Source organism: Reichenbachiella sp., from assembly GCF_039944555.1.
GTDB lineage: Bacteria > Bacteroidota > Bacteroidia > Cytophagales > Cyclobacteriaceae > Reichenbachiella.
The window spans coordinates 1-22,517 of record NZ_JBDUYN010000013.1 but is presented as its reverse complement, the minus strand read 5'-3'; the positions used below and the strand labels follow the sequence as shown (position 1 = coordinate 22,517).

17 protein-coding genes are annotated in these 22,517 nt (G+C 40.1%); 12 read left to right on the top strand and 5 right to left on the bottom strand.

The features are described 5' to 3' along the window. Positions 1–393 precede the first annotated feature (393 nt). Positions 394–1,224: a LytTR family DNA-binding domain-containing protein gene (locus ABJD64_RS20475; protein WP_348182419.1), complete on the top strand. Its 831-nt coding sequence runs from the start codon at positions 394–396 to the stop codon at positions 1,222–1,224. A 91-nt stretch (positions 1,225–1,315) separates the two neighbouring features. Continuing rightward, positions 1,316–1,714 (top strand): DoxX family protein, encoded by a 399-nt coding sequence (locus ABJD64_RS20470; protein ID WP_348182421.1) that lies wholly within the window; start codon positions 1,316–1,318, stop codon positions 1,712–1,714. Between the two features lie 16 nt (positions 1,715–1,730). Here ABJD64_RS20470 and smc read toward each other — a convergent pair whose 3' ends face one another. Further along, positions 1,731–5,279 (bottom strand): chromosome segregation protein SMC, encoded by a 3,549-nt coding sequence (smc, locus tag ABJD64_RS20465; protein WP_348182422.1) that lies wholly within the window; start codon positions 5,277–5,279, stop codon positions 1,731–1,733. 150 nt (positions 5,280–5,429) lie between these two features. Between smc and ABJD64_RS20460 the strand changes: the two genes are divergently transcribed. Beyond that, entirely contained in the window at positions 5,430–5,924 is a 495-nt protein-coding gene (locus ABJD64_RS20460; protein WP_348182424.1) for a hypothetical protein, read from the top strand. Between the two features lie 197 nt (positions 5,925–6,121). Here the strand turns inward: ABJD64_RS20460 and nadE are convergent, their stop codons facing one another. From nadE to ABJD64_RS20440, 4 genes are read right to left on the bottom strand one after another with little or no spacing between them, the layout of a single operon-like run. Further along, the gene (gene nadE, locus ABJD64_RS20455; RefSeq protein ID WP_348182426.1) at positions 6,122–7,984 is read right to left on the bottom strand and encodes an NAD(+) synthase; all 1,863 of its coding nucleotides are present in this window, start codon (positions 7,982–7,984) and stop codon (positions 6,122–6,124) included. Between the two features lie 18 nt (positions 7,985–8,002). Then, on the bottom strand, positions 8,003–8,719 hold the full coding sequence (rnc, locus tag ABJD64_RS20450) for a ribonuclease III (protein ID WP_348182447.1): 717 nt from the start codon (positions 8,717–8,719) through the stop codon (positions 8,003–8,005). Between the two features lie 25 nt (positions 8,720–8,744). Continuing rightward, positions 8,745–9,998 (bottom strand): beta-ketoacyl-ACP synthase II, encoded by a 1,254-nt coding sequence (gene fabF / locus ABJD64_RS20445; RefSeq protein ID WP_348182428.1) that lies wholly within the window; start codon positions 9,996–9,998, stop codon positions 8,745–8,747. A 32-nt stretch (positions 9,999–10,030) separates the two neighbouring features. Next, positions 10,031–10,267, bottom strand: a complete 237-nt coding sequence (locus tag ABJD64_RS20440; protein ID WP_348182430.1) for an acyl carrier protein — start codon at positions 10,265–10,267, stop codon at positions 10,031–10,033. A gap of 314 nt (positions 10,268–10,581) precedes the next feature. On the opposite strand from ABJD64_RS20440, the gene infC reads away from it, so the two are divergent. From infC to ABJD64_RS20395, 9 genes are all read left to right on the top strand, one after another. After that, positions 10,582–11,142, top strand: coding sequence for a translation initiation factor IF-3 (gene infC / locus ABJD64_RS20435; protein ID WP_348182449.1), 561 nt, complete (start codon positions 10,582–10,584; stop codon positions 11,140–11,142). 20 nt (positions 11,143–11,162) lie between these two features. Next, complete coding sequence (gene rpmI, locus ABJD64_RS20430; protein WP_084373962.1) at positions 11,163–11,357, top strand: 50S ribosomal protein L35; 195 nt, start codon at positions 11,163–11,165, stop codon at positions 11,355–11,357. A 100-nt stretch (positions 11,358–11,457) separates the two neighbouring features. Then, positions 11,458–11,802 (top strand): 50S ribosomal protein L20, encoded by a 345-nt coding sequence (gene rplT / locus ABJD64_RS20425; RefSeq protein ID WP_348182432.1) that lies wholly within the window; start codon positions 11,458–11,460, stop codon positions 11,800–11,802. A 591-nt stretch (positions 11,803–12,393) separates the two neighbouring features. Beyond that, a complete protein-coding gene (locus ABJD64_RS20420; protein WP_348182433.1) occupies positions 12,394–13,323 on the top strand; it encodes a response regulator in 930 nt (309 codons plus the stop codon). 145 nt (positions 13,324–13,468) lie between these two features. Then, positions 13,469–15,982 carry a tetratricopeptide repeat-containing sensor histidine kinase gene (locus ABJD64_RS20415; protein WP_348182435.1) on the top strand — a complete coding sequence of 838 codons (2,514 nt, stop codon included), beginning with the start codon at positions 13,469–13,471 and terminating at the stop codon, positions 15,980–15,982. A gap of 257 nt (positions 15,983–16,239) precedes the next feature. Continuing rightward, on the top strand, positions 16,240–18,717 hold the full coding sequence (locus ABJD64_RS20410; RefSeq protein ID WP_348182437.1) for a tetratricopeptide repeat-containing sensor histidine kinase: 2,478 nt from the start codon (positions 16,240–16,242) through the stop codon (positions 18,715–18,717). A gap of 179 nt (positions 18,718–18,896) precedes the next feature. Beyond that, entirely contained in the window at positions 18,897–19,382 is a 486-nt protein-coding gene (locus tag ABJD64_RS20405; RefSeq protein ID WP_348182439.1) for a T9SS type A sorting domain-containing protein, read from the top strand. Positions 19,383–19,420: 38 nt separating this feature from the next. Then, complete coding sequence (locus ABJD64_RS20400; RefSeq protein WP_348182441.1) at positions 19,421–21,415, top strand: YHYH protein; 1,995 nt, start codon at positions 19,421–19,423, stop codon at positions 21,413–21,415. Between the two features lie 149 nt (positions 21,416–21,564). Then, complete coding sequence (locus tag ABJD64_RS20395) at positions 21,565–22,185, top strand: hypothetical protein (protein WP_348182443.1); 621 nt, start codon at positions 21,565–21,567, stop codon at positions 22,183–22,185. The last annotated feature ends 332 nt before the right edge of the window (positions 22,186–22,517 follow it).

Genomic DNA, 22,517 nt, shown 5'->3' with positions numbered 1-22,517 from the left:
TGCGCATGCTTCTAGTTATTCACCCTTTTCTTGAAGAAAATAAAATTCGTAAAAGTTGAATCCTTATGTAGGACTTGCTGTTGACAATTAGTTGACAATTACTGTGAATGCCAACCGAACAATATGATTATTGAGAAAATTGGTGTAAAAGGTCTATTAAACGATTATGAATGGTTTTAATAGATTAATAAAGCATGGTGAAAAAGCCCATCATGAAAGAAATCTTACCAATGAGTTGTTTGTGGTTCTGATTACATCATTTGCTGAAAAGGACTGGGTATAATTTTAGGTAAAGCCCAAATCTCTTTCTTCATTTTACCGGACATATTGTTTTCAGCTCCAGGCTATTTAAATAGAGTTCCATTATCTTTCTGTCTGCATAGCAATCCATTGTTGCATTGGATTGACTTTAAAACTATAAGTAAGATTTCTAATAGATATAAAATATTCTCTCAGCTTGTTCCTGACAAAAGATGGCGGGCTTTTAGTGTAATTTTTATTATCGGTTTTGCGATCAGCATATCTCAAGCATTTAAGGTTTACCTGATTACCAGCAACTACAACCAGCCTTCGCTGTCACTATTGTATCCTATTTTCTTTGAATATTTGGCATTTTCAATTGTTGCCATATTGTTTCCATGGAGCTGGTCTTCAACTGCTGAGATGACTGTAAAAAGGGTGATAATTCTCCTGGGTGGCGCATTTCTTTTCACTGCGATTTACATAGGAGGGGTGTCCTGGTTGGAATGGGCGATAAGTACCAAGCAGTACAACTATTGGAATGGTTTCCGATTCACCATTTATCATTCAGGATTTCAGGTACTGCTTACTTATACGTTGATTTCGGTTGCACTTTTCATGTTGGGTATCACAGGTGGAGAGAATAACCAATATTTGAAAATTATCAGATCCAAAACTCGGAACAATTCCTTTTTTGTTGAAGTGGACAAAATTCTTTTTTTGGAGGCCAATGATAATTATGTGAACGTGATAACAAGAGACAACGAGAAACATTTGGTAAGACAAACTTTGGCATCGCTCGAAGAAGGTTTAGACCCTACTCACTTTCACCGGATACATAGAAAGTATATCATCAATTTATCTTATATCTCATCTTGGAAGCCTGATCCCAATGGAGGGTATCTTATATCCCTGGGAGGAGATCATGTATTGAAAATGAGTAAAGGTTACAAAGAAAAGCTTGCACAGCTCGCGCACGGGTAGTTGACCCCAGTTATCCGGTAACTCGCCACATTTTTTTGTTTGTCAACTTCCCCTTCGACTAAGTTTGACAGGATCAAAAAAACAAAAAAAGATGTTCAACAAGACGGTTCAGACTATTCGTATGCAGCTTACAAAAATTAAGCATATACTTCTATGGCTCATAGGCGCTTACTTGGCATATCGACTTATGCTCAATGGTTATCGCAAGTTCGATCCCGATGGGATGTGGACTAATGCCTTTATAAGATGGGGTTATCCTGTTTGGTTCAGGATATTTATTGGCATACTGGAAGTAGGAGGAGGGCTACTCGTACTTATTCCTCGCACCAGACATTCTGGTGCGCTGGTATTATTTGCGGTAATGACAGGTGCTTTTGTCACTAGAATCACTTTTGGCACAAGTTTGAATGATGCATTGTCGATTGCCTTCAATGCGATGGTGTTTTTGTATTTAGCTACATATCAGGCTGAAAACTTGAAACCTGCGTAGATGAATTTCAAAATGACTAAGCCAGCTCCTTCAAATTCACAGGAACAACCCGTGAAACACCCTGTTCTACCATAGTGACACCATAAATGACATCAGTTGAAACCATTGTGCGCTTATTGTGGGTGACGATGATGAATTGTGATTCGTTAGAAAATTCTCGAATGATATTATTGAATTTATCAATGTTGGCATCATCCAAAGGAGCATCAACTTCATCGAAAATACAGAATGGTGCAGGTTTGATTAAGTAGATCGCAAAAAGCAGCGCTGTTGCTGTAAGTGTCTTTTCTCCACCGGATAGTTGATTTATGCTTAAAGGTCTTTTGCCTTTTGGTTTTGCCATGATCTCTATGGAAGATTCTAACGGGTCATCAGGATTGGATAATCTTAAATCACACTGATCTTCTTCGGTAAAGAGTGATCGGAAGACTCGGATGAAGTTGGTTTTGATATTCTCAAATGCTTCTACAAATGTGTCTTTGGCAACAGCATCTATTTCACTAATGGTTTCCATTAGCGAATCCTTAGCCTTTAGTAAATCTTCCTTCTGAGTAACAATAAAATCGTTACGTTCCTTAATTTCTTCGTACGCCTCCATGGCCATAGGGTTAATGGGTCCTATGGTATCCATTCGGCTTTTTAGCTTCTCAACTCTGGCTCGCAACTCTTCCTCGCTTATGTCCTTAAGAGCTACGCTTTTATCGTCTTCTTCCTTGCTATCGATGAGAAGCTGATCAATGTCAATATTGAACTCTACAGATAGACGTTCCTTGACACCGCTGAGCTCAAGACGCGTTTCATTGAGTTCGTTCTGTACTTCCATGGTATTCATGTCGGTTTGTTCACGCTCTCGTTGAATCTCTCTGGCTTCCTTTTCTACGTTTTCAATGAGTTCTCTTTCTGCATAATAGCCCTTTTCGGCTTCAGTTACAGCTTGTTCAATTGACTCCTTTTCTTCATACATTTCGATGAGCTGATCATCATTTGAATCAGACTTTTCAATCAGCTGTCGAATTTCCTCATCAGTCTGTTTCAGTTCAGAATGATTTTTTTCTATTCGTTCCTTGGCTGATTCTAGATTCGCTTCTTTATAAGAAATTTCCTGCGCGATACTGGCGACCTTGTTTTGCTGCTGGTGATAAAGGATATTTTCTTGATTGAAGGCCGTTGACTTCTCATTGAGCAATTCATTGTATGCGACCAGTTCTTCTTTGAAACTAGTATTTTTGAGTTCTAGCTCATCCAGAAGTTTTTGTTCTGTCTCTTTTTTTGGTGTCAGTTCTGCTATTTCCTCGTTGAGTAAATTAATATTTTCAAGAATGTCCTCACTTTTGGTCGTATTTTCGTTGAGAAGGTTGGAAAACTGTTCTTGTTTTGTGGTAAAAGACACGTATTCCTCCTTGATATGTGTCAATTCTACTTGCACTTGTTCGAGTTGCTCCTCGTAATTGCTTTCTTTCAGCCTAGTAAGATCAGATACTTTTTCTTCCAGGTTTGACTTGACTTCGTTCAGCTTTGAAGTTAACTTTTTAATAGAGGTGGAAAGTTTTTCCAGGTTTTTAGCTCGGCCAATTCGCTTACCTTCAAACAGACCTACAGATCCACCAGAGATACTGAAAGGCCTATCAATTACTTTTCCATTCTTGGTAATAAGAACCGTGCCTTTATGATCCACGCCTTCAGAATCATTGAAGTTGCTGATGTATACATTGTCCAGAATATAACCTATCAGTTTTTTATATTTCTGATCATATTCAACCACCTCGGTAGCGGGGACAGCATTTTGCAAAATTTCGGTCTGAGTAGACTTGAATTTTTCGAAACGATCCAGGATAAAGAAGTGAGCTTTGCCCTTTGAAGCGTCGCTCAAAATGTTAATGGCCTTAAATGCTTCCGCTTCTGTGTCGACTATATAGTAGTTCATGTAAGGCTCGAGATAGTTCTCCACCGTTACACGATACTCCTCAGGACAGGTCAATATATCAGAGAGCAAGGGTGCATTTTTACTCCAACTCGTTTCTTTTTTAAGAAACTTGATTGCCTCTGGAAATCCTTCGAGGTTGTCGACTAAAGACTTAGTTAGATTGTACTCATTTTGCGAAGCATCTAGTTTTCTGTTGACTTGGGTCAATTCTTCCCTAATGACCTCGATGGTTTTCTCTGAGTGGGTTATTCTGTTTTTGAGTTCCTCATCCTTAGATTTTAGGTAGTCGAACTGTTCTTGCTTTTCTTTTTTTTCAGTGTCTATTTCTGCAATTCTTTTTTCAAAATTCTGAAGATTTTCAGTTTTTGTGGAAGTATCAGTAGCCGCTTTTTCAAGCTCTTGTTTCAAAGCACTAATTTGGATAGACTTGATCTCTAGCGATTTTATGAGCTGGTAAACTTCTTCCTTTTTTGTTGTGAAACTTTGGTTGAGTTCTTCACCTTCATTTTTAAGTGCCTCATTCTTAGCTTTTTCTTGTTCGAAATCTTGTTTTAGAGATTCCAGCTTATGAAATACTTCGCTCAATATTTTCTCAGAGGTTAGTTTTTCATTGCTCAGACTTGAAATGGAAAATGAGGCTCGTTCGCTACTTTTTCTGTCCTGCTCAATGATTTCTTTCAAGTTGTCGCTTCGGTCATTCAAAAACCTAAGGCGTTCATTTTTAATCTTTTTCTCACTCTCGTATTGACGAATTTTATTGACATGTTCGTTGAGAGATTTTTGTCTGGTTGCGAGCGTCTTTTCCTTATTGACCAGATCGACCTTAGCTTTTTCCGCCTGAGCTTCTTTTTCTGCTAGTTGCTTGTTGAGACTGATTTTTTTGTCATTGTTACCCTCGGAGGCCTTCTTTAAAGTTTCTAACTTTTCTTTCTGTTGTTGTAGTGTGGATTTTGCCAACTCAACGCTGAAAGTTTTATAGTCTTCTTTTATCTGATAGTATTTTTGTGCTTGCTTTGCTTGTCGCTCTAATGATTTCAGGTTTTTGTCAATTTCAAAAAGTAAATCTTCCACACGATCCAAATCAGCGTCTGTGTCGTTCAGCTTTCGGAGAGTTTCTTTTTTCCTGATTTTGAACTTAGAAATTCCCGCTGCCTCTTCGAACAGGCCCCTTCTTGAATTGTCCTTGTCATTCAAAATATTGTCTACCATTCCTAATTCAATGATGGCGTAGCTGTTAGAAGCAATGCCTGTATCAAGAAATAGACTGGTGATGTCCTTCAATCTACAAGTTACTCCATTGAGTTGGTATTCGCTTTCGCCAGAGCGATAATAGCGACGTGTAATAGTTACATTGGAATATTCAGTGGGAAGAAGGTTTTTTGTGTTTTTAAAAGAAAGAGATACTTCAGCCAATTGAGTCGGCTTACGATTTTTAGTGCCGTTGAAAATGATGTTGTCCATCTTTTCAGAGCGCAAGGATTTTACTTTTTGCTCACCGAGAACCCATCGGATAGAATCTACCACATTAGATTTTCCACAGCCGTTTGGTCCCACAATTCCAGTAATACCCTCATCAAAATTGATGACGATCTTGTCGCCAAAACTTTTGAATCCTTTAATCTCTAACTTGGTCAGTTGCATGTAGTAAACACTTTTTTCAGAACCAACAAATTTAGAATTATTTCCGAAAGGTCAACTGAGAGAAATATCAAACTTATTAACAATTAAACCACATTTTGAAAGAGAACATTAATGAATAATGATGTCTCAATTTTTGCCTACATTTGAACCATGGATGATTCCTTAATTTATTACCTGGTTATCGGAGCTATATATCTTTTGTCTAAGGTTTTTGGCAAGAAAAAAAAGCAGGAGGTACTCGATGAGGAGGGTGACTATGAAGTATTGGATACACCTCGGCCTCCGAAGAAGGCGGCACCCACTTTTGAAGATATTTTAAAAGAATTGACAGGAGAAGCCGCACCCGAGTTTACTGCTAAAGAAAAAAGCGAGCCATTGGAGCATGCCAAATCAGAGCCAGTATTAGCTACGGATTTAGTGGATTACCAGAAAAAGAATGTTGAGGCCGTAGAACCGGACGAACTCATCGACATCGTACCCCATAAGCCAGTTGAGAGGAAAAAGCTAGAATTTCAAAGAGATGAACACTTTGTTGTTGAAGAAGAAAATACCGAAATGGCGGACGGAATAGCAGAGGTGCTCTCCGACTATGACGGAGTTCGAAGAGCTATGGTCCTCAAAGAAGTGTTGGATAGAAAATACTAAGTAATGAAAAGATTGTTACTCTGGTTGTGCATTGCAATTTGTAGTGAATTGGCTATTCAGTTGATCATTCAAATTTTTCAAATGATTTTCCAAGGAGCAGGCGGGGAATTTATTCTGACTTATTTCGCAGATCTAATGATAGTATTTGTGGCTATTTTGGGAATACACTTTTGCTGGAAAAGCTTACAGCAAATGAGTTATAGCTGATCTAATTGCTTCAACTCTTCCTCAAACCCTCCTGATAGGATAGGAAATCTGCACCAGGTCTTAGGATCCACATTAAAGTCATCTAAATGAAATGAAGGTGCAAGACGCTCCCTTTTCCACTGATTGATTGACCACAGTCTGTAAAATTTACGAATGTATGTTTTTAGCAAATCCGTGTCTATCGAAAGCTCTTTCATCAAAGCCTGATATACTTCCAAGGGAGATTTTCTTTGGTAGATACCCAGTCTTTCAATTTGCACTAAAATAGAATAGGGCATCAGGTCGTCTTCATCCGTTTGTGTGTACCCTTTTGGACGTAGTTCGGCCGTAGGGGTTAGGTTATTGACCTGTTGTAAACCCTTATAACCCAATGTGGTTTCAGCATACTTCAACCATTGAAGCAAAAAGGGTTTATCCACCCCGGCAATGGGAGCCAGGCTACCGCTTGTGTCCCCATCCATGGTAGTATATCCCACGTCTCCTTCACTTCGATTGGAAGTGGTAAGCAGAATTGTACCGGTAATATTCGCTATCATCCAGATCAAGGGAGATCTCGAACGGGCTTGAATATTTTGCATAGCAATATCATCCTGCTCCCAGGTTAGTTTCCTTCCTATGGCTTTTTCTATGATATCATGGTTGGAATCTACCACATCATCTATTTTCCAATGTTTGAATTGTGCACCTACGGACTCTGCTAAATGTTGGGCCGAGCTAGATGTACCCTCTGAAGAATTTTTAGTGCCCTGATAGGCTGTGATTAAAATGCGATTTGTAATCTGTTTTATAACCTCGTTCACAGATAGTTCGTTGCTCCAATCTGCCTTTAAATGAATCGAATCTAGGAATTTTTCAAGTCCCAATTCTAATACACCTCTGCGAACCAACTCGGCTACTAACACGGCTATAGATGAGGAATCTGCCCCACCGCTCAGGGAGATTGTATATCCATTCGCTCTACTTTTCCTGAGATAGTCGAATAGACCTAGCGAAGCTGCTTTAGCAAAATCACGATTATTGTCAATTGAATCTGTCTGAGAAGTACTTTTATACTCTTTCTGCTCGGTATCAATGTCGAAATACATCAACTGATAGGGCTGGAATGACAATCGGTCGTTAGCAGCTAATAACTGACCATGACTAGCGAGTATGATATCACCATCATAGATCACCCGACCAGATTCATTGCCTAGTTGGTTTACATAGAGATAGTGACATTCGAAGCTCTTGCTGCTGGTAACAATCAGTTGTTCCCTGATTTTATGCTTGCCAAATGAAAAATGGCTGGCACTGGGATTTAGAATCAGATCCACACCTTTTTCGTACAAGCGACAAGCTGGTCGCTCCTTATTCCAGGCGTCTTCACAAATTTCAAAACCCGTGTGAACCCCATCAATATGAAAGGTTAAATCACCGATTTGATAATTCTTATTGGCGTAGGAGAATTTTTCTACTACAGCGCTTGGCCATGGAGAGAACCACCTATGCTCATAATGAATTCCTTCGTTCGCTAAGATCTGTTTGGCATAGAAGCCAAGAATTTGACTATTCTGAATCAGGCAGGTGGTATTATAAATCTTTTGGTTATGCCGAATAGGAAGGCCTACCGCAACAGCAATGTCATTGCATAATGGCACAATTGTCATGAGCTGAGTCAGAGCCTCTTCTACCAGCCACTCACTCAAAAACAGGTCCTGACACCCATAAGCAGTTATACAGAGTTCGGGTAAGCATAGGATTTCAACGTTCTTTTCTTGAGCTTCCAGAATCGCAGCCTTGATGTTAGCGATATTGTTGGCCCAACCGATTGGGGTTTGATTGAGGCAGGCACCTCCGATTCTGATTTGACTCATTATATGATTTAGAAAATTCTAATCAATATTAAGGATTTGACAGGATTTTTCAGCAGCATTCTGTTCAGCTTTTTTCTTGCTAAGACCATGCCCTACACTTATTTCTTTTTTGCCCACAAAAACTTTTGCCTCAAACTTCTTAAAATGCTTCTCGTTGTCTTGTTCTTCTACTTCAAAACGCAAGTCTTTGTTTTCCTTTTGAGACCATTCTATGATCTTGCTTTTAAAGTTGGTATTAGTGCTAATGATTTCGTCTAAATCGATGTGCGGAATGATTAGCTTTTTGAAAATGAAAGATTTAGTACCGTTGAAACCCTTGTCAAGGTATACTGCTCCTACCAGAGCTTCTAAGGCATCTCCATATATGGATTTGAAAGACTGACCATTAGCTTTGAGCTGACCATTGTATTTAATTACATCTGCAAGGCCTATTTTCTTTGCCAGTTGATTGAGATGTTCGCGATTTACCATTCTTGATCTCACTTCCGTGAGAAAGCCCTCATCTTTGAATGGATACTTGTTAAAAAGGTATTCGGCTACGGCCATGCCTAAAACGGCATCACCAAGGTATTCCAGGCGCTCATTAGACTCTAAATAACCCTTGCGACTCTCTTGTGCGGCAGAGCTATGCCTCATGGCAAGGGCATAGAGCTTAAGATTGGATGGATTAAACCCAATAATTTGTTTGAGCAGAACGGCAAACTTCCGATCTCTAGAATTTCTAAATAACTGCAGCGATTTTTATATTAGTTTCACAATGTTAACCCTCAAATTTACGGAAAATGATGGAAGTATTGTGTCCACCAAACCCGAAGGTATTGCTCAAAGCAATTTTAATATCTCTTTTTTGGGATTTGTTAAATGTGAAATTCAACTTAGAGTCAAACTGCTCATCGTCAGTAAAATGATTGATAGTAGGGGGCGCCTCACTATTTTGAATAGCCATCACACAGGCTGCTGCCTCTATGGCTCCGGCTGCTCCTAAGAGATGACCAGTCATAGATTTAGTAGATGAGATGTTTAAGTTGTAGGCGTGCTCCTTAAATACATTTTGAATCGCCATAGATTCACTGATGTCACCTAATGGAGTAGAAGTCCCATGGACGTTTATATAATCTACATCCTCTGGTTTTAGGTTGGCATCTTTAAGGGCATTGATCATCACATTGGTAGCACCAATTCCGTCGGGATGAGGGGCTGTCATGTGATAGGCGTCGGCAGACATGCCACCACCGATTAATTCAGCATATATTTTAGCACCACGCGCCACCGCATGGTCATAATCTTCCAGAATGAGACTAGCAGCGCCTTCTCCCAGAACAAAGCCATTTCTATCTTTGTCAAACGGTCTGGATGCAGTCTCAGGGGAGTCATTTCTTTCGGACAATGCTTTTAATGCATTGAATCCGCCGACGCCAGATTCGCATACTGCTGCTTCTGATCCGCCAGTGATAAATACATCAGCCATCCCTAGTCGGATGTAGTTGTATGAATCGATAATAGCGTTGGTTCCTGAGGCACAAGCGCTTACTGTAGTAAAGTTTGGTCCTCGGAATCCATATTTAATAGAAATCATACCGGGTGCAATATCTGCAATCATCTTCGGAATGAAGAAAGGATTGTAGCGCGGTGTTCCATCTCCTCCAGCGAAGTTCATTACTTCATCTTGAAAAGTTTTCAATCCACCAATACCGGCACCCCAAATCACACCGGCCCTTTCGCTGTTGATTTTCTCAACATCAAGACCTGAGTCTTTAACTGCTTCGTCTGCTACAACATGGGCAAACTGTGTGAACAAATCCATCTTACGAGCTTCCTTGCGATCAAAGTGATCGTTGGGATCGTAATTCTTTACTTCACAAGCAAACTGGGTTTTGAATTTTTCCGCGTCGAAACGGGTAATGGTAGCAGCGCCGCTCACGCCTTTAGAAAGTCCTTGCCAATACTCCTCGGCATTATTTCCTATAGGCGTGAGAGCTCCAATGCCGGTAACTACAACTCGCTTTAATTGCATAAATGCTAGTTCCCTGTTTAGGTATGTTTAAATTATTTTGCGTTCGCTTCTAGGTAGTCGATAGCCTGTCCTACAGTACCGATATTTTCAGCTTGATCGTCTGGAATAGAGATGTTAAACTCTTTTTCAAATTCCATAATCAATTCGACAGTGTCTAAAGAGTCAGCACCAAGGTCATTAGTGAAGCTTGCTTCATTGCTTACTTCAGACTCTTCCACTCCTAATTTGTCGATAATAATTGATTTAACTTTTTGTGCTATATCAGACATTTTATTATTGTTTGGTTTAAAAATCTGTGCAAAGAAAGATATTTAAAGTATTAATGCCAAACTATTTTAAGCAATCTCAGATAGGTGTAAAAAGGATGTGAAATTCGACGGATTTGGGCTATTCCTATGGTTGAATTAATTGCTATATATAATAGGTGTGCTTTGCATAAAGGGATTATATTGATATATTGAATTCAATACCTACAAGGTTGGCGAATTAAATGCGCTATTACAGTATGCAGATGTTGTATTTCTATAAATAATGTCGATATTTGCAGCTCGAAATTTTTTGTAAATCTAAAACTTAAGTAAAAATCGCTAAACAAAGATTCCAAAGACGTGGCTTTAGAGGTCGTGTTGAAGAACCCTACAAAGTAAATGATCGGATCACTGCCAGAGAAGTTAGGGTAGTTGGTGAAAATGTAAAGGTGGATGTATATCCAACTGCACAGGCCATTAATATGGCAAAAGATCAGGGATTGGATTTAGTGGAGATATCGCCTAATGCAGATCCTCCGGTTTGTAAAATTACCGATTACTCAAAGTTTAAGTACGAGCAGAAAAAGAAACAAAAAGAGATCAAATCCAAGGCGCATAAAAGCGTGTTGAAGGAGATTAGATTTGGTCCAAACACTGATGATCACGATTTTAATTTTAAATTAAATCATGCGATCAAGTTTTTGAAAGAAGGGGCAAAGGTGAAGGCCTATGTGCATTTCGTGGGTAGGACTATCGTTTTTAAAGATAGAGGGGAGATTTTGTTATTAAAATTTGCTCAGTCTCTCGAAGAGCACGCTAAGGTGGAGCAGCTTCCTAAATTGGAGGGAAAACGAATGTTTTTGATGCTTTCGCCGAAAGCTTTAAAGAAGAATTAATTTTTTATCAATATATACAAATGCCAAAAGTTAAAACTAAAGCAGGAGCTAAGAAAAGGTTTAAGCTGACAGGGTCTGGTAAAATCAAAAGAAAGCATGCTTTCAAAAGCCACATTCTGACAAAGAAAGAAACCAAGCAAAAGCGAAACTTGACCAAAATGGGACTAGTCCATAAGTCAGACGTAGCGAATGTTAAAGAAATGCTCAACATTTAATCACGCCAAGGGCGAGATTAGGTTCAAATTTTCACCAGAGTATTGGTCATAAGTATCACACGGAAGTGAGATCGCCAATAATCAAAAAAAGTTAAAAATTATGCCAAGATCGGTAAACACAGTAGCGAGTAGAGCTCGTAGAAAAAAAGTTCTGAAATTAGCCAAGGGTTATTTCGGAAGAAGAAAAAATGTATGGACGGTAGCAAAGAATGCCGTTGAAAAAGGTCTTAACTATGCCTACAGAGACAGAAAAGTTAAGAAGAGAGAATTTAGAAAATTGTGGATTCAGAGAATCAACGCCGGAGCCAGAGAGCACGGTTTGTCTTATTCTCAGTTTATGGGCAAATTGACTGCCTCTGAAGTCGAATTGAACAGAAAAGTATTGGCTGATTTAGCAATGAATCATCCTGAAGCTTTCAAAGCAGTAGTAGATCAGCTGAAATAAGCTGAAATACTTATAGATATTATTGAAACCCCGTTGGATTCCGACGGGGTTTTTTATTGCTCCACATTTACTAAACTACCTTTTTGTACGCAATTTCCCGATTCTTGGTACGAGAAGTTAGGGAACCTTTCGATCACATGGTTTAGCAGCTTCATTATTCTTTGCCTTCAGCAGGCTAATCTTACAACCTCACAATACCTCCGTCATTCCCTTGCTACCTTGCGGAGCATGGGAGACTTGGGAACCTTCTGATTGTTCAATTATCAACTGACCCCTGGGATTCCCCTACAATTGCCCGATAACCTCTTCGAGTCATTAAATTTCTCCAGGCAATTCGTGGAATGACGGCAGGGTAGGGAATTCATATGACCCGAAACGTTCGTGATTTGTTGGTCACAAGACCAACAAAGGCTGAACATACCCTCTGTACTATGTCATTCCCTGCCCATGGCAAGTACGCCTGGTAACCTACAGAGTATAAATCACAAACTTATAGACCGATGTGAAAGCCTCGGTTTTTTTATGTCTGGCTCATTTTGAATCAAGGTGAAATACAGCTGTAATTCATATAAGTTGAAATAAAATTTTAAATTGAAGTTGAAAGCTTATTACTTTGGTCAGCGTATTAGTAAGCCAGCCATGAATCAAACCAACTTAAAAAATATCAGTCTTCTTGTAGCGGACGATGACTATTCTAACGTTGAGGTCATTATGTCTTACCTCAAAGGCCAGACAGATCAGGTGTACTATGCTCCAAATGGAAAAGTAGCGTGTGATTTGGCGGGTAAAAAGAGGCCTGACCTGATCATTATGGATTGGCAGATGCCAGAAATGACAGGAATAGAGGCGATCAGGTGCTTAAAGTCTTCGCCAGAGACCGAAGAAATTCCAATTATCGTGGCTACAGGCGTAATGACCAGTGCAGAGAACCTAAAGGAGGCCTTGGATGAGGGAGCCGTTGATTTTTTAAGGAAACCTTTCAATCCCATCGAGTTCACGGCCAGAGTCACATCTACTTTGCGCATTAAGCGACAGCACGAGATCATCAAAGAAATGCTGATCAAAGAAAAGGATTACGCACAAGAGGCTCTTGAGCACAAACAACGGGAATTATCCAGTATTGCCGTGCTGGATTACCAGAAAACTACACTTTTGAAGGAGTTGCTCGATCAAGTAGAAAGATTGGACAGGATCACCAACTATGTTTATGCTACTGATATCAAGTCTATAGAAAAACAATTAAAAGCCCAGTTGGATCTTGAAAAAAGCTGGAATACGTTCAAAATTCACTTTGAGGAAACTCATGCTGGTTTTTTCGATAAGCTGGACGAAAACTTCCCTGAATTAAGCCTCAACGATAGAAAGCTATGCGCCTATATCAAGCTAGGCATGGGCAATTTTGAGATCAGTCAAATGACAGGCACATCAGACGACTCACTGCGCAAAGCCATTAACCGATTGAAAAAGAAGATGGAATTAGGTCCAAAGGATGATTTGAGGAAGTTTTTGTTCGCCTTCTAGATTTAAGCTGAGAGGTGTTCTATTTATAGCCCTGTTTTTTGTAGTGTGCTGTAATTTTTTTGAGCTTTCATTTGTAAATTGAGTGATCTGACCTGTTTCATTATTTATGACTCCTAAAATAGCATTGAGAATTAAAGAGAGAAATATGCCATACGGTATAAGCAGATCATGCATCCTACTTCTTTTTAGTCTTTGTTTTGGATTACTGGCGCCATTGGTGGCGCAAAGGGTGAAGATAGACAGTCTCAAAAACGAACTGTTGAAAGTAAGAGAAGATACGACTAAAGTCATGATACTAAATAATATGGCCTATGCCATGTTTGACATTTATCCAGATAGTACTATTCTTCTTGGAAAGCAGGGCTTTGCTCTGGCCGAAAAAATTGATTTTGACAAGGGAAAGGCTGATGCACTAAACAGAATAGGAATTGGTTGGCTCATGAAAGGTAACATGGACTCCGCCTGGAACTACAATCAAAAGGCTCTTCAAATTGCCATGGTCATAAAGAGTGAGGAGATATTGGCCAATATTCATAATAATTTGGGACTCATACACTGGAGTAAAGGTGAGTATGACAAGGCTGCCGAATTACTAACCATGAGTTTGAAGTATTATGAGAAAATGCAAAATGTCGACAAACAGGCACAAATATTGACCAACATTGGCAACCTATACTACCATCAGGCGAATTATGCGGATGCAGAACCATACTATCTTAAGTCATTGAAGTTTCAAGAAAAGCTCGGGAATTCACGTGCCATGGGTACTAACCTTTTCAATCTCGGACTTATATACCGCAACAGAGGAGAATTTTACAAAGCACTGAATTATTTCTATCAAGCTGTGGATGTGACGGAAAAACTAGGGATCGTGTTTACGGCCAGTATTTATGTTCAAATTGCAAATGTTCAAAGGGAATTGGGAGAATACGATCAGGGGCTGGATTACTTACAAAAAGCCATTAAAATTTATGAAGAGGCGAGTCACGACTTAGATGCGGCAAAGACCCTTATGGAAGTAGGTCTTTTATATATAGAACAGAAGCAGTTAAAAAAAGCGGAAGGTTACTATCATCAGGTATTGAAGATTATGAAGAATTATGATGACCATTGCTATGGTTGGGAGGCCTTGTACAACATTACTAATGTTAAATTACAAAGTAATGAACTGGATTCAGCACAATACTATGCACAAAAAGGACTGCAGCGGAGTGAAAAATGTAATGACCCACGTTTAGGAGCAGCCTGTCTGGTGAGCCTGGGTAAGGTCGAACAGCAAAGAGGAAATCTCAGGTCTGGCCTAAGATACTTTACCCAAGCTCTTCACTTGGCCAGAGAGACAGGAAAAAGAGACACTCGTCAGAATGCCGAAGAAGGGCTGTATAAAGTAAACAAGCAACTGGGTGACTTCAGAAAGGCATTGCATTATCATGAAATGTTCAAAGCTACCTATGACTCCTTATTCAATGAAGAAAATACTTCCGAAATTGCTCGCTTAGAAGCTGAACATGAATTCAGTCAGGAAAAACAGCAGCTACTGGCTGACCAGGAAAAAGAAGAATTCATCCTTCAAAATGAGATCAAACGGCAAAGAATATTGCAGTATACAGCGCTGGGTGGTGTGATTTTGTTTTTGCTGCTTTTTGTAAGTTTCTACATTTCGTATCGCAGAAAGAAACGCGCTAACGAGGTGATCAGTAGTCAAAATCAAAAAATGGAAGAATTGTCACAGTTCAAAGATGGCTTGACCCACATGATCGCCCATGACATGAAGAACTCGCTCAACACTATCCTGGGTTTTTCAGCTAGTGAACCCTTCGATAAAAAGATGAAAGGCATCAGTCAGTCAGGTCAGGTATTGCTCAATCTGGTAACCAATATGCTGGATGTCCAGCGGTTTGAAGAAGCAGAAGTGTTTCTCGACCTGAAGCCATGCCAAGTGAAAGATTTAGTAGAAGAGGCTCGATTGCAGGTGGCCTTGCTACTTCAGATGAAAAGCCTGAGACTGGAAATTAGGGTGCCTGATCAACTCACGATCCAGGCGGATGCTGAGATGATAGTACGTGTGTTGGTGAATCTATTGAACAATGCCATCAAATATTCCAAACCTGGCAGCCTTATCACCCTTAGCATAGCCTCAACTACTGAAAATGCTGATTCCTTTTGTCAGATCAGCGTGACCGATGAAGGCGAGGGGGTTGAAGCAGATAAACTGCCTTATATTTTTGATAAATTCTGGAAAGACAGTTCCAAGGCTTATGGCCCAATTGCCTCTACAGGTTTGGGTCTTACGTTTTGTAAGTTGGCCGTAGAAGCGCATAATGGAGAAATAAAAGTAACTTCTGAAGCTGGAAAAGGAACTACCTTTCTTGTCATATTGCCTCGGGAAACTTCAGGAGAAGTATTAACAGAAGAAGTACAGAAGACCCATTATGGAGGTAATGAAGGAGCTTTGATCCTTGACAACGAGAGAGCCCTTCTGTCCAAATTGGCCACTCAACTTCGCACGCTGGAAGTCTACCAGGTCGGTGAGATCAATGCCCTGTTACAAGAACTTGAAGAAGCTCAAGTCAAATCCAAATGGAAGCGAGACATTGAAACCGCCATTAACCAGGGTGACGAAGCGGTTTACAGGGAGTTGCTTGAGTTCATTAGCTAAAATGAGAAATAATTAATCATAGTACGGTTTAAAGAAACCTTGAATTGACAATTGATCTATATTTTCATTGTAAACCATTACTTTCAGATGTATCATTTGTAAATTGAATCAACTACATTGATATTCGATAGATTCAATGCAGCATATAAGGTTGGAGAGAAAGCATGTTATTCAGTTATTTAGACCGTCAATATTCGAATCATTTTGTATTAACCATTTCGGCAAAGCTCGCCAGGGCCTGTCGATGGTTTATACCTATGATTTTTGGGCTATTTCTATTGTCCAGCCAGTCATTGATTGCGCAAACAGAAAAGATTGATAGTCTCAGGCAAGTGCTGTTGCATACGGGTCAGGATTCCTTCAGAGTTAATACGCTACTGAACCTTGGACGATCCTTGCGGCATGCCTATGCATATAAAGAAGCTACACAGATGACGGATAGTGCTATTGATCTGGCAAGTAAGATCAATCACTTTAGAGGGCTGTGCAGAGGCTATAGATATAAATCCATTTTATTTAGATATAGAGACTTTAATAAAGATTCTTCAAGACTATATCTTAGAAAGTCCTACCTGTTGGCTGAGCGTATCGGTTTCAAACTTGGAGTCATTAAAAGCTTCAATGACCTTGGCTATCATTATCAATATTATGAAACAGAGCATTTAGATTCCGCCATCTACTATTATAAAAGGGCAGACCAATTAAACGATCCCGTTATCGACAAGGAAGAGAAGTGTATTTCATTAAGATCTGCAGCTTTCTACTACAACAGACTAGGAAACAATGATTTAGCCCTGGAATATGCTTTACGCAGCGAAAAGCAGCATGAAAACAATTACCATGCCTACAATTTTTTGGCCATAATTTATGATGACCAGGGTCAATCTTCAAGAGCCATTGAATATTATCTAAAAATACTAAAGGTTACAACTGGACCCGAAAATAAAAATTGGTATAGTGCAGCACTCAATAACTTAGCTATAGCTTATGTTAACCGCGAAAATTATGAAAAAGCGTTGGATTATTTTCTTGAGAGTTATCGATTGGATAGCTTATCCGAAGATCAAAGTATCATTGCAAATAGCTTGAGTAACCTTGGTAAGGTTTATGGAGATCTGAAGAGATACGACGAATCTTTGGAATACCTGCAACGCTCAATAGCCCTTTATAAGGAGATAGATCAGGAATGTCCGATGCATTTGCCTTTACAGGGTTTAGCAGCTACTTTTCAGGGTTTGGATAATTATGATTCTGCCAGGTATTATTTTAAACAGTCATTGACTTATTCAAAGAAATGTGGAGATATTGAAGGGAGCTCTATAATTTTGGTCTTTCTTGGACAAATCGAACAGAAAAAAGATAACCTTCAACAAAGTTTTGAATATTTTTCCAAAGCGCTTGAATATACCTATCAAACAGGTGTTAAGTCGACTCGGCAGGAAGCAGCTCAGGGACTTTATAAGATACACAAGCAATGGGGCAACTTCAAAAAAGCGCTATACTACCATGAACTGTTCAAGGAAAATCAAGATTCCTTATTCAACGAAAAAAACACAGCCGACATTGCCCGACTGGAGGCCGACTATGAGTTCATCAAAGAAAAGGAACAATTACTGGCAGACCAGGAAAAAGAAGAGTTGATTCTTCAAAATGAGATCAAAAGACAAAGAGTATTACAGTACACAGCGTTAGGTGGTGTGATTTTGTTTCTGCTACTCTTTATTAGTTTTTATATTTCCTACCGAAGAAAGAAACGTGCCAACGAGGTGATCAGCAGTCAAAATCAAAAATTGGAAGAATTATCACAGTTCAAAGAAGGTCTGACCCACATGATCGCCCATGATATGAAAAATTCACTGAACACGATCCTGGGTTTTTCAGCCAGTGAGCCCTTTGATAAGAAAATGAACGGTATCAGTCAGTCTGGGCAGGTGCTACTCAACCTGGTCACCAACATGCTGGATGTCCAAAGATTTGAAGAAGCCGAAGTATCTCTCGACCTCAAATCCTGTAAGATCAAAGACCTGGTAGAAGAAGCTCGGCTACAGATAGCGTTACTGCTTCAGATGAAAAGTCTGCGACTCGATATCCGTGTGCCCAATGAGTTGACTGTCAAGGCAGATTCCGAGATGATGGTTCGTGTGCTGGTTAACTTATTGAACAATGCCATCAAATATTCCAAACCAGGGAGATTGATCACAGTTAGCGTAGAACCAACCATGGAGAATGCTAATTCCTTTTGCCAAATCAGCGTGACAGATGAAGGGGAAGGGATTGAACCAAACAAGCTGCCTTATATTTTTGATAAATTCTGGAAAGACAGTTCCAAGGCTTATGGCCCAATTGCCTCTACAGGTTTGGGCCTTACGTTTTGTAAGTTGGCCGTAGAAGCGCATAATGGGGAAATAAAAGTAACTTCTGAAGCTGGAAAAGGAACCACCTTTCTTGTCATATTGCCTCTGGAAACCTCAGGAAAAGTATTAACAGAAGAAGTACAGAAGACCCATTATGGAGGTGAGGAAGGAGCTTTGATCCTTGACAACGAGAGAGCCCTTCTGTCCAAATTGGCCACTCAACTTCGCACGTTGGAAGTCTACCAGGTAGGCGAAATAAATGCATTATTGCAAGTACTGGAAGATGAACACATCCAGTCCAAATGGAAGCGGGACATCGAAACCGCCATTAATCAAGGCAACGAAGAGACCTACAAAGAGTTGTTAGATCAGATTGGCTGAACATAGCTAAACCCGAAAGTTTTAGAATTTCCCATCATCATTCTGGTGTTTTTTATGCGCCTGACGGCGGCTTGTCTACCATTTGTCAACCAAGACACTCAACATGGCATTGAAAAAAGAGCAAATCTTGTGCTGCAGAAAGGCAACCGCTGATCGATAAATTAAATCTAAACCAGACCATGAGGATAAAAACAACCAAACTGATTTCGGGATTTGCTGCCATATTTTTTTTGTTTCTTCAGGTGAATTGTTTTGGCCAATCGTCGATCAATGCGACAGGCGTTACTGAGGTTTCCACAGATCAAGTGATCTTATCTTATTCGATCGGAGATGTCATAGCAAATTCTTATGCTACCGATGATATAGTATTTGCTGAGGGGGTGCTTCAACCGGTCATCATCATCGCGGTGACTACAGGACTGGATCCGGTAAAATATCAACTCAGTATTTATCCGAACCCGTCTACCTCAGAAATCTCAATAAAATCAGAATCCCAGGATTTTAATGAAATAGCCTTTCTTCAAATGGATGGTAAGGAAATCATACGCAAGAAATTTCAAGAAAGGATAAACGTCTCGCAATTGCCTCAGGGCCAGTACGTGTTGAGACTCATCTCCAAAGATTCGGAAGTAATCAAAGATCTACGGTTCATAAAATTGGATTAACGGCCGAACAGATATTTTAAAAGATAAAGAATAATAAAATGAATATTTCAAAATTCACTGAGTTGAAAAGCCTCATATTATTAACCATATTCACGCTCTGTGCAAATTTGTCTCAGGGACAAGCACCGAGCGGAATTAGTTATCAGGGTATTGCAAGAGATACAAATGGGAACGGTCTTGCGAACCAAACTATAGGTATTCAGTTTTCCATTTTAGGAGGTGGTGTAGCTGGTACAGGTGAATATGTGGAGACCCATGCTGCAACAACAAATGACTACGGGTTATTTACCGCAATCATTGGTGAAGGCGCTATGGTAAGTGGAGACTTTGAGTCTCTGGATTGGGCAGCGAGCGAAAAATTTATTAAAGTAGAAATTGATCCAACAGGAGGAAGTGATTACACCCTGTCAAGTACGACGCAATTGTTGAGTGTCCCTTATGCACTTTATGCCGCAGAAGTAGCCAATACTGACGATGAGGATGCTGACCCACTCAATGAAATTCAGGATTTGGCTATCGACAACAACCAGTTGAGCATTACTGGTAATGAATCCGCAACAACTGTCGACCTTTCTACTTACCTGGACAATACCGATGCACAGGAACTGACATTGACTGGTACCGAACTTTCTATCTCAGGCGGAAGTACTACCGTAGACCTGTCCACACTTGCGGAAGCTTCAGATGACCAAACCATCGATGCATTTGCCTTGTCCTCCAACATACTATCCCTTTCCCTGGAAAATGATAACAAAGAAGCTAGCACGGTAGACCTATCCACTTATTTAGACAATACCGATGTGCAAACCATTGACGAATTCTCCCTGTCTTCTAATACGCTATCTATATCCATAGAGAATGACAATGATGAGCCCCAGCGAGTAGATTTGTCTTCCTATCTCGATAATACGGATAACCAGGAGTTGACACTTAAGAATGACGTCTTATCTATATCAGGAGGAACTGAAACCGTAGATCTTTCCATATACAGGGTGAGCTCAGGGAGTTCCAGCGAAGAAGTGCCGGTAGATCCCATGCTTGGACAAATGTTTTTCAACGAAGTGACAGAAGAAATGTATGTTTATACCTCTGAGGGCTGGTCTGCCGTTACGCTTGGAGAAGCCACAGCGGATATTTCATTTACAGAAGACATTTCGCCCTGTTCTTCACAGCTTACGATTGATACCAATAGAGGGGATTGCGATAAAGATTCGAATGCCCCAGAGCTGAATTTGGAGACTCATAGCTTCAGCATAGTTGAAGCGATGGGCACGCGTACGATAAGTACTAATTCTATTCCCAATCATGCCTTTGGGTTGTTTGGAAATTTTGACGGAGCCCTTAATAATAATGCTATATCGGTTCTGAACGAAACATTTAATCTGGTTACTGACGGAGTTTTGGCCTCTACGACCACACCGCTTTTGTCTTTGACTACCGGACCGCAATACTCTTTCGGAATTCTGTTTTCAGGAATTGAATTGGACCCCGAACCGGCTGAGCCATGGCCTCATTCTGGTTCTTTTACTGATCCCAATCTCAATTGGGAATGGAACATGAAAGCCACAAATCTGGATTTAGGCTTTGACTGCAACAACGCACATGTTCAGCCACAAGGCAAGTACCATTACCACGGTTTTCCAACACTTTTTATTGAATCCCTGGGGCTGGTTGATCCGGCAATGACGCTTGTCGGTTACGCCGCTGATGGGTTTCCCATTTATTACAAGTATGGTTATGTCAATCCCAATGATGACCAGTCTGGGGCTGTTTCCTTAGCATCAAGTTTTCAACTAAAATCCGGTGAACGTCCCGGAGATGGAATTACAGAACCTTGTGGAGAATATAACGGCACCTATTCCAATGACTACGAATACATAGCCGGACTTGGTGATCTGGATGAATGCAATGGCCGTACCGGAGTGACACCGGAATATCCCGCAGGTACTTATTATTATGTATTGACCGAAACCTTTCCTGTCATACCTAGATGTTTTAAGGGTACACCTGCAAGTGAGTTTATGATCAATTAGATGGCATCGTACTTCCTGCGGATAATTCTTGAAGATACCATACACAGTTCGGATGAAAGTGCATAGGGTGTCTACTGAATGTCCCAATTATCGGCACAGTTCTTCTGCTCCTGGTTCTACTTTTGGGTATTAACAAAAAGCTCCGACAGATGAATTTAAGATCAATTAAGTATATCACCCTATTGCTCCTTTGCCTGATTATAAAGGCATTTAAGACCTTTGGTCACGAGACCAACAAGGCAAGTTTCGAGGTTGTAGAGTCCGACTTCTCCATCATGGTGAAGGCGGACTTTCCCTGGACTATTCGCAATGCCTTATTTGATGCAAGTCCGGAATTGAAGGAAAAATCTGATAAAGAGGAATTTGAGAACGCACTGTTCTCCTATTTTTCTCAAAACCTTCAACTGTATGATGTAGCTGGAAATGAACTGGAATTACTGGACTATGAACCCATGCCGAGATCAGGTCATGACCACGGTGCACAATACTCGCTGTATTATAAAAAGCATGGTAAGCCTTTAGCTCAAATAAAAAACACCTGCATGTTTGAGAGAAATGAGGATCATGAGAATCAGCACATGGTCCATTCCCTGGCTGGAACATATTCTATCTTCCTGACATCAAAAGAAGCAGATACATATGAAATCGCCGAAATGGAAGCTCACCTACTTTCAAACCCCGAGCCATATGTATATTTTCTGATTTTTCTGATTATCAGCGGGTCTTTAGTATATGCTGTAGCCTGGAAGCGGCTTAATCGCTTGCGATAAGAAATCAGCCCCTCGAGCTTCTAATTGTGATTTTTTATGTCCACTACATGTCCACAAAGATTTGATTTATGCCTTAGTTAATCTCATAACATTGTATTGCGCTTCAGTTACGAAAATGATTTCACAAACAAAGGAAATATCTTCTTGGCTACTGCCTGTAAGTAGCTTCTCCAGAAAAGGATGTCTGGCTGGATCCCTGATGGAAAATATCGTCATTGAGACAAGCCGATCCAATTGCCCCTAAATCATGATCACATTCAACATCAAATCGCTCAGCCTTGTTTTGCTGCTGGTTTTATCCCGGTGGGCAACCTGTTATGGTCAACTCTATC

Excerpts from the sequence above, each read along its gene's own strand:
- ABJD64_RS20470 (WP_348182421.1), top strand. The coding sequence starts at position 1,316 with ATGTTCAACAAGACGGTTCAGACTATTCGTATGCAGCTTACAAAAATT.
- smc (WP_348182422.1), bottom strand. The coding sequence starts at position 5,279 with ATGCAACTGACCAAGTTAGAGATTAAAGGATTCAAAAGTTTTGGCGAC.
- ABJD64_RS20460 (WP_348182424.1), top strand. The coding sequence starts at position 5,430 with ATGGATGATTCCTTAATTTATTACCTGGTTATCGGAGCTATATATCTT.
- nadE (WP_348182426.1), bottom strand. The coding sequence starts at position 7,984 with ATGAGTCAAATCAGAATCGGAGGTGCCTGCCTCAATCAAACCCCAATC.
- fabF (WP_348182428.1), bottom strand. The coding sequence starts at position 9,998 with ATGCAATTAAAGCGAGTTGTAGTTACCGGCATTGGAGCTCTCACGCCT.
- ABJD64_RS20440 (WP_348182430.1), bottom strand. The coding sequence starts at position 10,267 with ATGTCTGATATAGCACAAAAAGTTAAATCAATTATTATCGACAAATTA.
- rpmI (WP_084373962.1), top strand. The coding sequence starts at position 11,163 with ATGCCAAAAGTTAAAACTAAAGCAGGAGCTAAGAAAAGGTTTAAGCTG.
- rplT (WP_348182432.1), top strand. The coding sequence starts at position 11,458 with ATGCCAAGATCGGTAAACACAGTAGCGAGTAGAGCTCGTAGAAAAAAA.
- ABJD64_RS20415 (WP_348182435.1), top strand. The coding sequence starts at position 13,469 with ATGCCATACGGTATAAGCAGATCATGCATCCTACTTCTTTTTAGTCTT.
- ABJD64_RS20410 (WP_348182437.1), top strand. The coding sequence starts at position 16,240 with ATGATTTTTGGGCTATTTCTATTGTCCAGCCAGTCATTGATTGCGCAA.
- ABJD64_RS20405 (WP_348182439.1), top strand. The coding sequence starts at position 18,897 with ATGAGGATAAAAACAACCAAACTGATTTCGGGATTTGCTGCCATATTT.
- ABJD64_RS20400 (WP_348182441.1), top strand. The coding sequence starts at position 19,421 with ATGAATATTTCAAAATTCACTGAGTTGAAAAGCCTCATATTATTAACC.
- ABJD64_RS20395 (WP_348182443.1), top strand. The coding sequence starts at position 21,565 with ATGAATTTAAGATCAATTAAGTATATCACCCTATTGCTCCTTTGCCTG.